The 16,146-nt window shown below is 34.6% G+C and carries 18 protein-coding genes and 2 pseudogenes; 17 read left to right on the top strand and 3 right to left on the bottom strand.

Annotation, left to right across the window (positions count from 1 at the left end):
- Position 1 precedes the first annotated feature (1 nt).
- Positions 2–493, top strand: a complete 492-nt coding sequence (locus JEM65_RS14905) for an SRPBCC family protein (protein WP_199601126.1) — start codon at positions 2–4, stop codon at positions 491–493.
- Between the two features lie 11 nt (positions 494–504).
- On the opposite strand, the gene JEM65_RS14900 is transcribed toward JEM65_RS14905, so the two are convergent.
- The gene (locus tag JEM65_RS14900; RefSeq protein WP_199601124.1) at positions 505–912 is read right to left on the bottom strand and encodes a winged helix-turn-helix transcriptional regulator; all 408 of its coding nucleotides are present in this window, start codon (positions 910–912) and stop codon (positions 505–507) included.
- A 100-nt stretch (positions 913–1,012) separates the two neighbouring features.
- Here JEM65_RS14900 and JEM65_RS14895 point away from each other — a divergent pair, with 100 nt between their 5' ends.
- The 3 genes from JEM65_RS14895 (at position 1,013) to JEM65_RS14885 (ending at position 2,275) form a co-directional block, all read left to right on the top strand.
- Positions 1,013–1,402, top strand: a complete 390-nt coding sequence (locus JEM65_RS14895; protein ID WP_233530675.1) for a nuclear transport factor 2 family protein — start codon at positions 1,013–1,015, stop codon at positions 1,400–1,402.
- A 4-nt stretch (positions 1,403–1,406) separates the two neighbouring features.
- Positions 1,407–1,733 (top strand): TfoX/Sxy family protein, encoded by a 327-nt coding sequence (locus JEM65_RS14890; protein WP_199601122.1) that lies wholly within the window; start codon positions 1,407–1,409, stop codon positions 1,731–1,733.
- A gap of 152 nt (positions 1,734–1,885) precedes the next feature.
- Positions 1,886–2,275 (top strand): VOC family protein, encoded by a 390-nt coding sequence (locus JEM65_RS14885; protein WP_199601120.1) that lies wholly within the window; start codon positions 1,886–1,888, stop codon positions 2,273–2,275.
- Between the two features lie 7 nt (positions 2,276–2,282).
- Here JEM65_RS14885 and JEM65_RS14880 read toward each other — a convergent pair whose 3' ends face one another.
- Positions 2,283–3,266: a GlxA family transcriptional regulator gene (locus JEM65_RS14880; protein WP_199601118.1), complete on the bottom strand. Its 984-nt coding sequence runs from the start codon at positions 3,264–3,266 to the stop codon at positions 2,283–2,285.
- A gap of 148 nt (positions 3,267–3,414) precedes the next feature.
- Here JEM65_RS14880 and JEM65_RS14875 point away from each other — a divergent pair, with 148 nt between their 5' ends.
- The 8 genes and pseudogenes from JEM65_RS14875 to JEM65_RS14835 all read left to right on the top strand — a co-directional run bounded on the left by JEM65_RS14875 (position 3,415) and on the right by JEM65_RS14835 (position 6,912).
- Positions 3,415–3,849, top strand: coding sequence for a VOC family protein (locus JEM65_RS14875; RefSeq protein WP_199601116.1), 435 nt, complete (start codon positions 3,415–3,417; stop codon positions 3,847–3,849).
- Between the two features lie 39 nt (positions 3,850–3,888).
- Positions 3,889–4,437 (top strand): annotated as a pseudogene (locus tag JEM65_RS22465) (dihydrofolate reductase family protein).
- An 11-nt stretch (positions 4,438–4,448) separates the two neighbouring features.
- A complete protein-coding gene (locus JEM65_RS14860; protein ID WP_199601110.1) occupies positions 4,449–4,886 on the top strand; it encodes an SRPBCC domain-containing protein in 438 nt (145 codons plus the stop codon).
- A gap of 21 nt (positions 4,887–4,907) precedes the next feature.
- Positions 4,908–5,291 carry a VOC family protein gene (locus JEM65_RS14855; protein WP_199601108.1) on the top strand — a complete coding sequence of 128 codons (384 nt, stop codon included), beginning with the start codon at positions 4,908–4,910 and terminating at the stop codon, positions 5,289–5,291.
- Positions 5,292–5,381: 90 nt separating this feature from the next.
- Positions 5,382–5,600 (top strand): hypothetical protein, encoded by a 219-nt coding sequence (locus JEM65_RS14850; protein ID WP_199601106.1) that lies wholly within the window; start codon positions 5,382–5,384, stop codon positions 5,598–5,600.
- Between the two features lie 118 nt (positions 5,601–5,718).
- Positions 5,719–6,147: a VOC family protein gene (locus JEM65_RS14845; protein ID WP_199601104.1), complete on the top strand. Its 429-nt coding sequence runs from the start codon at positions 5,719–5,721 to the stop codon at positions 6,145–6,147.
- Positions 6,144–6,584, top strand: a complete 441-nt coding sequence (locus tag JEM65_RS14840) for an SRPBCC family protein (protein WP_199601102.1) — start codon at positions 6,144–6,146, stop codon at positions 6,582–6,584. Before JEM65_RS14845 ends, JEM65_RS14840 begins: the two co-directional genes overlap by 4 nt.
- Before the next feature lie 178 nt (positions 6,585–6,762).
- Positions 6,763–6,912, top strand: a complete 150-nt coding sequence (locus tag JEM65_RS14835) for a hypothetical protein (protein WP_199601100.1) — start codon at positions 6,763–6,765, stop codon at positions 6,910–6,912.
- 42 nt (positions 6,913–6,954) lie between these two features.
- Here JEM65_RS14835 and JEM65_RS14830 read toward each other — a convergent pair.
- Positions 6,955–7,242: pseudogene (locus tag JEM65_RS14830) on the bottom strand (ATPase); the annotation flags it as partial.
- Positions 7,243–7,593: 351 nt separating this feature from the next.
- Between JEM65_RS14830 and JEM65_RS14825 the strand changes: the two are divergent.
- From JEM65_RS14825 to JEM65_RS14805, 5 genes are all read left to right on the top strand, one after another.
- Positions 7,594–8,127, top strand: coding sequence for an RNA polymerase sigma factor (locus JEM65_RS14825; protein WP_199601098.1), 534 nt, complete (start codon positions 7,594–7,596; stop codon positions 8,125–8,127).
- Positions 8,128–8,275: 148 nt separating this feature from the next.
- Positions 8,276–9,406: a FecR family protein gene (locus JEM65_RS22460; RefSeq protein WP_199601096.1), complete on the top strand. Its 1,131-nt coding sequence runs from the start codon at positions 8,276–8,278 to the stop codon at positions 9,404–9,406.
- A gap of 103 nt (positions 9,407–9,509) precedes the next feature.
- Positions 9,510–12,998, top strand: a complete 3,489-nt coding sequence (locus JEM65_RS14815) for a SusC/RagA family TonB-linked outer membrane protein (protein WP_199601094.1) — start codon at positions 9,510–9,512, stop codon at positions 12,996–12,998.
- Between the two features lie 30 nt (positions 12,999–13,028).
- The gene (locus tag JEM65_RS14810) at positions 13,029–14,411 is read left to right on the top strand and encodes a RagB/SusD family nutrient uptake outer membrane protein (RefSeq protein WP_199601092.1); all 1,383 of its coding nucleotides are present in this window, start codon (positions 13,029–13,031) and stop codon (positions 14,409–14,411) included.
- 491 nt (positions 14,412–14,902) lie between these two features.
- On the top strand, positions 14,903–15,604 hold the full coding sequence (locus JEM65_RS14805) for an adenine nucleotide alpha hydrolase (RefSeq protein ID WP_199601090.1): 702 nt from the start codon (positions 14,903–14,905) through the stop codon (positions 15,602–15,604).
- Positions 15,605–16,146: the final 542 nt, after the last annotated feature.

Here is a 16,146-nt window from a genome sequence, read left to right as displayed (position 1 = left end):
TATGGACCAACAAGATTTTACGGCAACCATTTTGGTCAAACAATCGCCTGCCACAGCATTTAGAGCGATCAAGAATTTTCGAGCGTGGTGGTCAGAGGATATAGAAGGCAAGACGGACAAACTTAACAAGGAGTTTTTCTATCATTACAAAGACGTTCATTTATGCAAAATGAAACTCATAGAAATAGAACCAAATAAGAAATTGATTTATCAAGTACTGGACAATCAATTCAACTTCGTTTCAGATAAAAATGAGTGGATAAACACCAAATTGATTTTTGAGGTTTCGGAAGAAAATGAAAGAACAAAGATAAAATTCACACATAAAGGGCTTGTTCCAGAATACGAATGTTATGAGGTTTGTGAAGATGCGTGGAGCAATTACATCAAGAAAAGTCTATTTGATTTAATAGTTAGTGGAAAAGGGCATCCAAACCCAAAGAATAAAGAGGGTTTCAACGCCGAGATAGTGGAAAAATGGAAATTGAAATAAAAAAATGACGGTTAAGCAAATTTATCATTCAGTTTTTCAAGGTATGTAGAAATAACCTTGGATTTATCCTTTTGGATTTGTTTTCCAAGTTCCCTTCTAGGGCTATTTTTATTGTACCTCGCGCCCCAATCCATTATTTCAATCACTATAGGAAGTAGGTCGATTCCTTTCGTGGTCAAGCTGTAGACAAATTTTGATTTATTTTCGGACGAGACTTTTTTGGACAAAATATTTTCTGCCTCAAGAACATTTAAGCGATTTACAAGAATATTTGTTGCGATCCTTTCCTCTGATTTTAAAAATTCGCTATACGACAATTTCCCACGGAGCATAATATCCCTGATGATTAACAACGACCATTTGTCACCAAAAACGTCCAATGCACTACTAATTGGACAATCCGACCTATTCTTTTTCATATCAAAATTTTAAGGTACTTGTGTTTTGCAATAACATTTGTATATTTATAGTTGTTGTAAAATGCAATAACAAATATAGTGAACTTAAAAATTCTAAAAAATGGCGAATTCTAAAACAACAAAAGAGCTTTTGGAAACCTACTATAAAGGTTTTGCTAAAAAAGAAGGATGGGAAACCGAAATTGCGGATGACTTCAAATATATTGGAGGAGATATGAATAATCAAGTTCCGATAATAGGAAAATCTGGATACATTGAAGTCATAAGTCGATTTTCACGTATTTTTCAAGAAATGCGGGTAAAAAAAATGATTGTTGATGGCGACAATGCTTGCGTGATTGGCAATTATAACTATGAATTTCCGAATGGCGAAAAAATAAATGGAGACGTAGCGGAAATTTGGACTGCGAAAAATGGAAAATTAACGTCATTGACCATTTTCTTTGACACGCTGACATTTGATAAGAATACACCAAAATCAAACAATTAAACCTATGGCTTTTAGCGAAGCATTAGTGAGGAGAATAAGAAAAGCCGTCGAACATCAAACCGTCGAGGAGAAAAAAATGTTCGGCAGTCTTGCCTTTTTGGTAAACGGGAAAATTTGTCTGACCGCCGGGCCAGAAAGAATGATGTGCCGAATAGATCCAAAACTGCACGAACAAGAAGTAAAGAGAAATGGATGCGCAACAGCCGTTATGAGAGGTCGAAATTATAAAGGCTACATTCACGTACAAGAAGAAAATCTACAGAACGAAAAAGACTTTAACCATTGGGTTAATCTCGCATTGGTATTTAATAAACAATTGATTTCCAGTTAGAAAAGATAAAGCACTGTGGTTTTTAACGTATGTAAATCTGCTTCGAAAGCACTTGAAAGAAACATCAAAAGAGCCATCAACTTTTTATTAGGTAAAGAACGATTTGTTGGTAGGGATAGACCATAAATATTTTAAAATTTAAAAATGATTCAATGACAAAAATCGACCCAATAATAGCAGTAAAAGATGTTGAAGCTAGTTCAAAATGGTATCAATCGCTCTTTGGTTTCAAAAGTAAACACGGTGGAAAAGAGTTTGATATTCTTGTAAATAATAATGATGAAGTTTTATTGTGTCTTCATAAGTGGAGAGAACACGAGCACCCTACTATGAAAAACCCGGCAATAAAGCCTGGAAATGGATTAATCCTTTATTTTAGAACTGAGAATATGAGATTGATATGGCAGAATTCAAAAAATATAAATGCTGTAATCGAAGAAGATATTCATTTAAACCCAAATTCTAAAAAAGAGGAGTTTTCACTCAGAGACCCAAATGGATATTATTTGACAATTACTGAATTGCATGAATATGAGGGTTGATGATACATTATCCACTTACCACAAGAGCGCTATATTTATTCAAATAATCCAAAGGTGTCATATCGGTAATCTTCCTAAAAACATCCCGGAACGCTTTGGGGTCAGAATATCCAACGTCATACATTACCTCATTAACAGTTTTACGACCTTTTTCCAGTTCCTTTTTGGCAGCTTCCACTTTTACCCGTTGAAGGTATTCCACAACAGAATTGGAGGTCGATTTCTTAAAACGTCGTTCTAAGGTGCGTCGGCTCAAGGCTATATGCTCACACAAATCGTCAACCGATATTTTATCCTTATAGTTTTGTTCGATGTAATTCTGAGCCTTCAAAACGTCTTCATCTTTATGGGACTTTTGACCTGAAAAAATCATAAAAGGGGATTGACTGCTCCGGTCAATATCAATCATAAATCCTTTAGCGGCCATAATTGCCGTCTCACGACCGGCATATTTTTCAATCAAGTAAATGACCAGATTGGTAAAGGCATAAGCACCACCGCTCGTATAAATGCCATCTGCTTCAGTCACGATTCTTTCGTCGGTCAAAATAACCTTTGGGAACAGTTCCCTGAACATATTTGCCGATTGCCAATGCGTAGAACACGTTTTCCCGTCCAATAATCCTGTGGATGCCAGAAAAAAGGAGGAAATACATAAACTCACAATTTCTGCACCTTCCTTATACTGATTGATAAGCCAAGGTGTCAATGCACTATTCTCTTTTAAACTTTTCTCAAAATCTGAATGGATGGCGGGAAGGATAATCAAATCCGTTTTATTTATTTTATCAATAACCGTTTCAGGTGTAACACGAAACAATCCGCCACCGCTGTCCGGTTGTTCTTCTAGTCCTACCAATTGGATAGTGAATAGTGGTTCTTTACCTGATTGTTGAAAAAATTCATTGACCCAAGAAAGCATTTGATGCGTTCCTGCAATATTCACAACACTTACGTTCCCTATGGGAACTAGAATAGATACGTGTTTCATCTGTCTTTTATTTAGCTTGACGAAAGATATAAAAATATAATGTCGCAATCAACCCGTCAGATTGACGTAAACACACCTGTGAAATTTGATTTTTCTCAGGTATCTTTGGGTAAGTGAATTAGTCACAACCTTTTAAACCTATAGCGTAATGAAATCAATCTGGATAAATCTTCCCGTCAAGAATATTAAAAAATCAAAAACATTCTTTAAAATGATTGGCTTTCGCCAAAATCGAACGTATTCAAAAGTCGAACATTTTGCGAGTTTCTTTATTGGAGAAAATGATTTTGTGATGATGCTTTTCCCCCAAGACACCTTTAAATCCTTTACGCACAATGAAGTTTCGGATACTTTAAAAGGAACGGAGGCACTTTTGAGTATCGATGCCCAAAACAGGGAGGAAGTTGACGAAATGGCTGAAAAAGTCAGCAATGCAGGAGGGGAAATTTTTGCCGAGCCTGCCGAAAGGGATGGATGGATGTATGGATTTGGCTTTATGGATATGGATGGCCACCGCTGGAATATGCTCTATATGGACCCGCCTGAGGAACGGGCAGGTATGGATAAAATGCCAGAAGAATAAATTAATTGAAAACTAAAAATAGACTTAATCTTTAATTTAATGAGAAAGATAATTTTATCAATGATGGTATCCCTTGACGGATATATTGAAAGAATAAACAATGACATAAACTGGCACGTTTGGGATGATCAAATGGAAGATTATATGATGGATTTTTTCCAAACAGTCGATACTTTTATTTATGGCCGAAAATCCTATGAACTGATGACAGGCTATTGGCCAGGCCAAACTGGAGCGTTCGCCGATGTGATGAACAGCACTCCTAAGATAGTTTTCTCCAAAACATTGGAGACCGTAGCATGGAATTCTAAGTTAGTGTCTAAAAACGTCGTCGAGGAAATTAACATGGAGAAAAATTAGAAAGGGAAGGATCTGGTGCTGTTTGCAGGAGCGGGGATGGCCTCTACTTTTATAATGCACGATTTGATTGATGAATATCGCCTTATTATTAATCCGGTTGGGTTGGGTAAAGGTACAAGCTTGTTTCCAGACAAGAAACGATTGCAATTGAAACTACTAGAGGTCAAAGTATTTACTTGTGGAAACACCTTGCTTATTTATAAGCCTGAGAAAAAATTCAAAAAATAATAGTGTCAATTATGAAACAGAAAAAATTCAAGACAGTCATTAAAGCCTCCAAAGAAGAAGTTTGGAGTGTGCTTTGGAGCGATGTGACCTATCCTATATGGACCGCCCCTTTTTGTGAAGGCTCCCGTGCTGAAACCGATTGGCAGGAAGGAAGCAGGATACTTTTCTTGGGCTCAAATAATAACGGGATGGTAAGTAGAATCCTGTCTAAAATAGTCAATCAGTATATGTCCTTTGAGCATCAGGGCATTATTGAAAATGGCAAAGAGGATGTAACCGGTGCAGATGCGAAATCGGTACAAGGTGCGCAAGAAAATTACATCCTGCAGGAAAAAGACGGTCGAACAGAATTAGAGGTAGTCGTTGATATTACCGAAGCATATTCAGAATATTTTCAAAAAGCATTTCCTAAAGCATTACAGATAGTGAAGGAACTATCAGAAAAATAAGATAAATCTAATATGTAAATTATGAAAACATCAAATTCAATAGTCTGGTTTGAAATCTATGTGGACGATATGGAGCGGGCATCAAAGTTTTATGAAAGCGTTTTTGACGTGAAGTTGGAAGCACTCCCCAATCCCACAGGTGACGATATGGAAATGAGAAGTTTCCCGGGAGATATGGAAAAATATGGGGCAAATGGAAGCCTAGTTAAAATGGAAGGGGTAAAGGCGGGTGGTAACAGCAGCCTTGTTTATTTTAATAGTCAAGACTGCACTACGGAAGAAAGCCGAATAGAAAAAGCGGGAGGTAAAATATTTAAACCAAAAATGTCTATTGGCGAGTTTGGGTTTATCTCCCTATTCTTTGATACTGAAGGTAATATGGTCGGACTTCATTCGATGCAGTAGGATATTTTAAAACAGTATTTTATAATATTTTTATATACTTTAGTAAAATAATGCCTTTTTATAGTCTGTATTTGTAGAAAAATCTTGCAAATGGTGGAAATATTTAGAACCAATGTTGTTAATAAAAATAAGGCTAAACAAATTGTGGATGCCGTTCATTCCAACTTTGAGCGCTATAAGGTCAATTTTGATTTGGAAGATTGCGATAGGATTTTGCGTGTGGAAAGTAACAATGGCAGACTGGACGTATTTAAAATTTTACAATTTTTAAAGTGTCAGGGGCTTGAGGCAGAAGTTTTGCCGGATTAGGGAACAATTTTTAAATTAGTGAAACTCAATTTTTAAAAGTTGCGAGGCAATGAATTAAAAATTGTTAGTTGANNTCGAGGTTGTTCATTAGTATTACTAACCTTTAAAATCAATTATTATGAAAGTAAATCCATATTTAAACTTTGACGGCAATGCCGAAGAAGCGTTCAATTTTTACAGATCGGTCTTTGGGGGTGAATTTATCGCCAATATGAAAATGGGAGATGCTCCCGATACAGAAAAGTTGCCTAAAGAAGAACAGAAACGGATAATGCATATCTCGTTGCCCATAGGCGAGGATACCATCTTGATGGCTTCGGATATTGTACCCTCAATGGGCCATACCCTGAACAAAGGGAACAATATGTATGTGTCGCTCCACCCCGAAAACAGAGAAGAAGCGGACCGATTGTTCAATGGGCTTTCCACAGGGGGCAATATCGAAATGCCCATCGAAGACCAGTTCTGGGGAGATTATTTTGGAAGTTTTACCGATAAGTTCGGGATGAAGTGGATGGTTAATTATAACGAACAGAACAAGCAATGAGCAAACTTAAAGCCATAACCGTAGAAACTACTGTTAACGCCAGCCTTGATAAGGTTTGGCGTTTTTGGACGGAACCCGAACATATTAAAAACTGGAACAATGCTTCCCCAGATTGGCACACTCCAAAAGCAGAAAACGACCTCAGAAAAGGTGGTAAATTCAGTTCAAGAATGGAAGCTAAGGATGGTAGTATGGGTTTTGATTTTGGTGGAACTTATGATGAAGTAGTTCCCAACAAGCAAATAAAATATACCCTTGACGATGGTAGAAAAGTGGATATCACTTTCGCGAAAGCGGACGAAGGCCTATCAATTACGGAAACTTTTGAACCTGAAAGCCAGAACTCAACCGATATGCAAAAACTGGGCTGGCAGGCCATTTTGGATAATTTTAAAAAGTATATAGAATCAAATAATGGCTCGAATGACAAAAATTAAGATAGCATTTGATTGTGGTAATTCGCCAAAAAGAGAATTTATCAAGGAATTCAATATTGCATTTGCCAAATGAAATCTTGATTTTATTATTGATCACGTAAGGGATGATATAGTCTGGACGATACACGGCGACAAGAAAATAGAAGGAAAAGAATCGTTCTCAAAAGAAATCCACAAAATGAAAGAGAATGTTGCCGACAAGATGACCTTGCGCAGCATTATTACACACGGTAAAGAAGCATCCGCTCATGGGAAATTAAAATGGGCGATAAAACTTATGCATTTTGTGACGTTTATGTTTTTACGAATACTACGGGTAAAATTATAAAATCCATGGAATCGTATGTTCTATCTATTTAAATAATCAAGCTTATTTCCTTTTGTCCACAGCTGTCTTATCAAAAGCAATCAAATTAAACAGTTCCCGCATCCTGCTTTGTACCCGATGCCCATAAAGTACTTTTAACTCATCTGCACTTAAGTTGGATGTCGCATGTGTTTTGATTTTAGTATTGGTCTCCAAAAAAAATTCGTAACGGGACAAGGGCACTTCAGCCATCACATTGAGATTTTTTCCATAAAATCGGTCTGCAGGCGCAATTCCCAAATCATCAAAACCAAAAAATTTGCTGTTTCCGTAATCTTCTATCGTTTTGAAAACAACTCCAAAGAGGTCTAAAGTGCTTTGGTTATTGAGCGTTATGGAAAAAAGAACTTAAAAATGACACCTTGTTTTTGAAACCAATTTCGCTTAGAGTGATTGGGCACATTTAATTTAGAATAACGACTGTTTATCAGTAAGTTCAAATCAAGTCTTTGTTCTTTTCCTGATAGCCATCGGGACTATAAGCGCAGCGATNNTTAATTCTTTATCGGACAATAGTGTTAATTCATATGTTTAATCGAGATTTATCAAAATTGAATAATTTATAAATGTTTTCTTGTTATTAATTTTGATAAGCTTCTTTTTTATAGATTTGTTTTACCAACAAATCCCGCTCATAACTTAATGAACCTTATACTTGAGGAAATAAGTAAAAAAAACGATAAGGTTTTTAAAATCTTTTTTGATAGGCATTATGAAGAATTAGTTATTTATGCCAACGGCTATCTTTTTGATAAAGATTCAAGCGAAGACATAGTACAAGAAGTCTTTATATATATATGGGAGCATGCCAGTAACTTAAATGTTGAAACTTCTCTGAGAGGGTATATTTTTGCTATGGTTAGAAATAGATGTTTAAATTATTTGAAGTCTATTAAGATTACTGATAATTTAGAATATTTAGATTTTAATTTGACTTTAATTTCAGAGCATGTTTTTAATTCTACTTCTGAGGATGAAAAGGTAATAGTCTATCATCAAGTCTTGAAAATAATTGATACCCTTCCTGAAAAGATGCAACAAATCGTAAGATTGAAATTTTTGCATAATTACAAATACGCTGAGATAGCAAAGGAGTTAAGGGTATCTGTTAATACAGTGAAAACTCAATTAAGACGAGCGAAATTAAGAATTACTGAAAGGTTATTGCAATTCTAATTTTGTTACAAATTCATCAATAGAATTACTCGTATTTTGCATAATTATTACTTCAGTGCAAAATATTTTAAATATTCTTTTTATTTTCTGTCACCCTTTTTTAAATATAAGTTGTCTTACTTGTAGAGAGTAATTAAAAAGAGAAAAGGTGGAATTTAAATTAATTTTAAAAAAGCTAAACAATACGCTTACTACAGAGGAACAAATCATTTTTACTAAATGGTTAGAGGAATCACATACACATAGAGCTTATTTTAATTCTGTTAAAAAAAATTATGTAACCGACTTAGATAATATAGATACGGAAAAAGGCTGGTTAGGAATCCAACATACATTAAATAAACCCCATAAGAAGAATAATTATTGGAAGTATGCAGTAGCAGCATCTATTGTTTTATTGATTGCTTTAAATTTTATTTTTAATAAAAAGGAGATAATAAATAATACACCAATTGTTGTAGATAATAGAGTGATAATTGAAAGCGGTACAGATAAAGCAACCTTAACGTTAGAAGATGGCTCAGTAGTAGAGTTAGAAAAAGGTAATACTTACAATAATCAAAATGTTAGTAGTAACGGTGAAGCGATTGTATATAATGCGAATGATGAAAATTCAAAAAAAATAGTATACAATTACTTAACCATCCCAAGAGGAGGACAATTTCAATTAAAATTATCTGATGGAACTGAAGTTTGGTTGAATTCTGAAACCCAATTAAAATTCCCGGTAACTTTTATCGATGGAGAAACACGTGAAGTACAACTGATTTATGGAGAAGCCTATTTTGATGTGTCACCTAGTACAAATCATAAAGGGTCAAAGTTTAAAGTATTTAATTTAAATCAAGAAGTTGAAGTATTAGGTACTGAATTTAATATCAAGGCATATAAAGACGAAGATATTATTTACACAACTTTAGTTGAAGGAAAGGTAAGTGTCAGTAATTTAGAATTCAAGCAAAGCTTAGTTCCTAATCAACAATTAATGCTAGATTTAAAAAACAAGGGGATAACCATTCAAAAAATTGATGCATATGGAGAAACTTCATGGAGAAAAGGTCTTTTTAGTTTTAAGAGCATGACTTTGAAAGAAATTATGGTTGTGTTGTCACGTTGGTATGATGTTAATGTCGAATTTGACAATGTAGCCATAGAGAGTGTTAAGTTTAATGGTGTATTGAGTAAAAATGACAGCATTGAAGAAATTCTAAGAACAATCAAGAAGACTAATTTTATAAATGCCTATGAGATAAAAGATAAAAAAATTATTTTAAAGTAAAAAAAAGGGAATAAAGTTTATACCTGGACAGTAGAGTTCTTTATCCCCCTATAGATTATTAATTAACTAACAAAAAATGTTTAATCAACTAAAATGCAAATTTATGGAAATTAAATTTATTAATTATTTTTTCCTTAACAAGAAAAAAATGTTACTAACTATGATGAGAACTTTTATACTCTTATTTTGCTCAACTCTTTTCAGTTTAGTACCTATTGACTTTTTTTCGCAAAACGCAAAAATTGTAATAGAGAGAGATAAAATTATAAGTATTGATGAAGTTTTTGACTTACTAAGAAAACAAACAGAATACACTTTTATTTATCAAGAAGATCTTTTTAAGAATGCTCCAAAAGTGGAAGTTAAGAAGGGGGTTATTAAGGCTAGTAAGTTATTAAAAGAAAGCCTCTCTAATGGTGAATATAATTTTGATTTTACTGATGATAAACAGATTATTGTAACCAAAGCCCAGGTTGTTAAGGAGAATCAACAAAAAACCCAAATTAAAGGTGTTATTGCTGATCCGTATGGGCAACCTTTACCAGGGGCAAATGTACTTGAAAAAGGCACTACTAATGGAACTCTATCTGACTTTGATGGTAAATTTACACTAGAAGTTACTGGAGAAAATTCAATATTGGTTATTTCTTATGTTGGTTTTGTTACCAAAGAAGTATTAATAGGCAATCAGGTAAATTTATCAATCAGTTTAGAGGAAGATGCAGCAAAATTAGACGAAGTCGTGTTAGTAGGTTATGGAAGTGTCAGAAAAGGAGATGTTTCCACTTCTGTTGGTGTGGTTGATGCTAGCCAACTTGCAGATCAATTAACAACAGGCTTTGATCAGGCTTTGACTGGAAAAATTGCTGGTGTACAAGTATTACAAACTTCTGGATCTCCTGGAGGAACTATTTCTATTAGAGTCAGAGGTACTGCATCAATTGGCGCTGGAAATGATCCTTTATATGTTATTGATGGGATACCTTTATCTAGTGATACTAAAGGGGCGGGAGGTAGTACATCTCAATATGAGACAAGTACTAATCCGCTAAATTCTATTAATACTAGTGATATAGAGTCCATTCAGGTATTAAAAGATGCAGCAGCAGCAGCTATTTATGGATCTAGGGGTTCAAATGGAGTCATATTAATTACAACAAAAAAGGGTAAAACGGGAAAATTAAAAATTAATTATGATTCAAAAATTGGGATACAATCCGTAACTAAAACAATTGATATGCTAGATGCCTATCAATATTCACAAATGGCTTTTAATGCACGTAATAATACATATTTGGACAATGTTCCTTCAGGTAGTATAAATGACACTAATGATACTAGACAGGCAAATGGGTCTCCCTCTTCCGGTCTTATTCCAAATGAAATATTACCTTATTTAGCAGGTACTAATGGTTTAACTAATACAGATTGGCAAGATGAAATATTTAGATCGGCATTATTGACTAGTCACACCTTGTCGCTCTCGGGTGGAAGTGAAAAGGTTAAGTATTTTGTGTCAGGAAATTATTTGGATCAAGAAGGTGTTGTAATAAGTTCTGGGTATAAGAAATATAGTACAAGACTGAATCTGGATGTTAACTCAGGAAAGCTGCATGCAGGCGTCAATATAGCTCCAGCATATTCCTCAACAGATAAAGTCAATTCTGAAGGTAGATATGCAGACGAAGGTATTATAGCTTTAGCACTTGGTATGTCTCCAATCTTTCCTGTATATAACTCTAATGGTTTTTTTGATTTTAGTGGTAATAGAGATACAGGATCGGCAACATGGTCCAGATATTCACAAACTAGTCAAATAAATCCTGTAGCTGCAGCTATTTTAACACAAGATGAGTTAACTCAATTTAATTTTTTAGGTAGTGCATTCCTTGAATATGAAATCATAGAAGGGCTAAAATATAAACTTTCTCTAGGATCAGATATAAATAGTTTTAGAAGAGATTTTTACCGTCCAGCTGAACTTGAAAAAAGTGGTACTGCAGGTCCATCAAATCCTATAGGATTTTCTAGAACTGATGAGTTTATTAATTGGGTAGCTGAAAATACGCTCTCCTATTCAAAATATTTGGATAATCACAGCATAAATGCCTTAGTAGGGTATACGGCTCAAAAAAATCGTGTACGGAGTAATGAACTAAGTGCCACCAACTTTCCAAATGATTTAGTCCAAACCCTCAATGCCGGAACTGTAACTGATGGCGAAACTAGAACTGAAGAATTTTCGTTATTGTCTTATTTAACAAGAGTTCAATATGCATATAAAAGTAAATATTTGTTTACAGGATCTATGAGAGCTGACGGATCATCTCGATTTGGAGCTGAAAATAAATGGGGATATTTTCCATCAGTTTCATTTGCTTGGAAAGCTATTAATGAATCTTTTTTACAAGAATCCAAAGTTTTTAGTGATTTAAGGTTGCGTGCAAGTTATGGCGTTACTGGTAATTTTGATATTGGTAATTATGCAGCACAGGGCTTACTTACTGCTGCAAATTATACGTCCATAAATGGCGTTGCTCCTTTAACGGCTTCGAATCCAAATTTAACTTGGGAAAGAACGCTTTCAACTAATTTCGGGTTGAATTTGGGCTTGTTTGATAATAAATTAACCTTAGAGGTTGACCACTATATTAGTAAAACTAAAGATTTATTATTAGAACTACCTGTTTCGGCTGTTTCTGGATTTGATAGTTCTCTACAAAATATTGGTCGTGTCAATAATACTGGATGGGAAGTTTTACTAGGTGTTAAAAACGATGATCACAAGTTAAAATGGGGACTTAATTTTAATATTGCATTTAATAAAAATGAAGTTAAGCAATTAGGCCCCGAAGGAGAGTCTATTATTGAACAAGGAGGAGCGAACAACTTTTTTATAACTCAAATAGGCGAAGCAATAGGCTCATATTACACCCTTAAAACTGATGGTATATTTGAAACTCAGGAAGAACTTGATAACTATCCTCATTATTCTAATACTCGTGTAGGAGATATAAAATATGTAGATGTTAATGGTGACGGAGAAATAAGTGAGGCAGGTGATAGAGCCATAACAGGGAGTTATAATCCAGATTACACTTTTGGTGTAGGTGGTTCATTAAGTTACGGTAATCTAGATTTTGGATTTAATATTCAAGGCTCGCAAGGAAATGAAGTGATGAATATATTAAGTAGATACATAAATAATGTTGAAGGTAACTTTAACAATAGGGTTGACGTGTTAAATAGATGGGTTTCTTCAGCTGAACCAGGTAACGGTACTATATATAGAGCCAATAGAGTAGCTACAGGTAATAATGGCAATACATCTGACTGGCATGTGGAAGATGGATCATTTGTAAGACTTCAAAATGTGTCTTTAGGTTATAATTTACCCGAAAAAATTGTAGAAAAATTAAAACTCGATAGACTTAGAGTTTCTATTGCCGCTCAAAATCTTTTTACAATCACAGATTATTCAGGATATAATCCGGAAGTAAGCGGAAGAGGATCTAACACAGCGCCTGGAGAAGATTATGGAACATACCCACTAACTAAAACAGTTAGTTTAGGACTTAATGTTTCTTTTTAATCAGTATTACTTAACAAAAAACATAACAAAATGAAAAATTATAAAACGCGATTTATTTTAGTGGTCTCTATCTTTTCTATATTATCGTGCAGCAAAGACTTCATTGAACTCTCATCGATATCGGAAGCTAGTTCAGAAGATTTCTATAAAACTAGTAGTGATTTTGAAAATGCTGTTACAGCATGTTATGACGCTCTACAATCTAATGACCTTTATGGACAAGCATTCGACCGTCTAATAGCTATCAGAGCAGATGATGCAGTAGATGATAATTCTAGTTCTAGCACTAGAGCAGCAGATGTTGACAAGTTTCAAGAAAGCTCAACAAATCGTTTTGTGAATAATGCATGGAGAGGATCGTATATTGGTATTTCTAGATGTAATATAGTTATAAGCAGAATAGATGGAGCAAGTATTGATGCCTCATTAAAAAATCAATTAAAAGCGGAAGCTCAATTTGTCAGAGCATTAATCTATTTTAATGCTGTTCGCATGTGGGGTGAAGTACCGCTTATTACGAAAGAACAGACCGTTTTGGAAACAAATCAGCAGATACAGGATAAAACTTTGATTAGAAATAGTATTGCAGATGTTTATACATCTATTATTCAAGATTTAACGTTTGCACAGCAAAACTTACCCCTAAGTAATAGTATCGGCAAAGCAACTTCTGGTGCCGCTAAATCGTTATTAGGCAAAGTTTACCTTACTCAAGGCAATTATTCCTCAGCTCAAGCTATACTGAGCGAAGTTATCGGTAAATATGACTTATTGACAAGCTTTGGAGCCGTATTTGATGTAGCCAATAAAAATAATAAAGAAATTATTTTTGCAGTTGCTTACAATAAAAACCTTGCGAATGAAGGGCATAGTGCTTGGTACAATAATGGTAATTTTGTGCTTATCCCCCAAACATTATTAGATTCATATGATGCTAATGATGCAAGACTTTCACTTGTAGAAACAAGTGAAAACCAAGATGGGTTTATAATGCCAGGTAAATTTTTCGACGAACAATCTCAAAATCAATTTGGAAATGACTTTCCAGTATTAAGATATTCGGATGTATTATTGATGAGTGCAGAAGCTTTAAATGAAATAGGTTATGTTGCAGACGGAGAGGCCTTTGATTTGTTAAATAAAGTAAGAAATCGAGCAGGGTTATCAAGCTATACAAGCTCTGATCTAGTAAATCGACAAGAGTTTCGCGATGCGGTATTATGGGAAAGAAAATTAGAGTTAGCTCTGGAATATGACCGTTGGTTTGATTTATTAAGAACAGGTACTGCTATTACGGAAATGGCTAAAGTAGGACTAACAATAACTAATGATGATTTATTGTTTCCAATTCCACAATCAGAAATTGAAATTATAAACAACCCTTCCGGGTTTCCTCAGAACCCTAGTTACTAAAGTAGCCTATAATTAATCTGAGCTATCTGTATTACACTAGAAGGTGAGTTGATATTCATCTTCTAGTTTTTTATTGAAAGATAGATGTGTTTGTAAACGATAAAAGCAACGTCCAATAACTAAGAAGTATTCAGCGTGGCGATAGGTTGGAGCTGACTAACGTGTTGACGAATCCGGTTGGTTGCCGTCAGTGGGTATAAAAGCCTGTCCGCCTTTGGAGGAACGGATTTGGGTAGGGATAATTGGAGATTGTGCTGTTTTTGAGTGGCCAAAAATATAGAACTCCCTTGTTGTATAACTTCTAAAGTGCTTCTCTTGTGGTTTGAAATTAAAATCCCTGTTTTTATCGTTTAATTTTAAAGTTAGGTTAATTTAGTCCCCAATAAGCTGGCAGTGCTATTTTAGGATTTCAAATTCATACATTTGAGATTGTATTTTAAGTATCGATATACATGTTTTGCGTCAGTAGGAGCGACCTCATAATAGAACGTATGAAAGAAAGAAAAAAAGCAGTATTTAATTGGAGTGGCGGAAAAGATTCTGCGTTAGCACTACAAAAGACACTTCAAGAAAACGAATATGAAGTTGTGTCACTATTAACAACAATCAACGAAGAAACATTGACATCTTCAATCCACGCAATTCCTCTAAAATTGTTATTAAAACAAGCTGATAGCATCGGAATTCCGCTTTATACTGTATCCCTTTCAAAGGATATAAAAACCTATGAGGAAGGAATGGCTGAAGCAGTCGAGCATTTTAAAAGTCAAAACGTATCACATTTTATTTTTGGAGATATCTTTTTGACCGACGTAAAATCGTATCGAGAAAGCAAACTTAATCCTTTAGGCATTGAAGTAGTGGAACCACTTTGGGGTAAGACGTCAAAAGAAGTAATGAGCGACTTTTTGAAATCAGGAATTAAGACGAAAATAATTGTAACACAAGCAGATAAATTGGACCAGACTTGTATTGGTAGAGAGATAGATAGCATGTTTGCTAAATCATTGCCCGACGGAATTGACTTATGTGGAGAAAATGGAGAATATCACACACTTTCATATGACGGAGAACTTTTTAAGCATAAAATTGACTTTACAATTCCTAAAGCAAATCTAATATCTTATACCTTTAAAATGGACAACGGAGAAATGAAAAATTTTGATTATTGGCAGGCAGAACTATTAGTATGACAGAAACTGAACGCACAATAACGGAGTTTTCGGCTCGTCGCTAGGCCAGAGCTATCTATTGTGTTGAAAAATCTGGCGGTTTGCCGTTTACGGGTGAAATAACTTGTCCGTCATTTTGAGGAATGGATTTGGATTGGGATAATTGAAGATTGCCTTTTTTTTTGTCTGGCCAATTAGGAAAATCTCCTCTTGTTCTATAACTACCTGCCTGCTTTTCTTAGGGTTTAAATTAGTGAAACTCAATTTTTAAAAGTTGCGAAGCAATAAATTAAAAATTGTTAGTTGAACTAATCCCGCTTTTTAGCGGGATCCTTGGGTTTTATTCCGCGACGCTCTGCGTTGGAATAAAAAAGAAACTTCTACTTGATACCTCGTACCCTTTGGTCGAGGTTGTTCATTTTTAGGTATAAATTGTCTTCACCGGTGTTTGATATGGGTATTACTTTCAAACAATTGCGTAACTTTGCATTTCTAAATCTAAAAACAAAGGTAAAAGCTTATTTTACTTTCAAAAACAGATACTGATCATCTATAAATTAGTT

Origin of the sequence: Gelidibacter salicanalis, assembly GCF_016469035.1 — a bacterium.
Lineage (GTDB): Bacteria > Bacteroidota > Bacteroidia > Flavobacteriales > Flavobacteriaceae > Gelidibacter > Gelidibacter salicanalis_A.
Note: the sequence above shows the minus strand (reverse complement) of the source record. Positions and strands in the feature narration are given on the sequence as shown.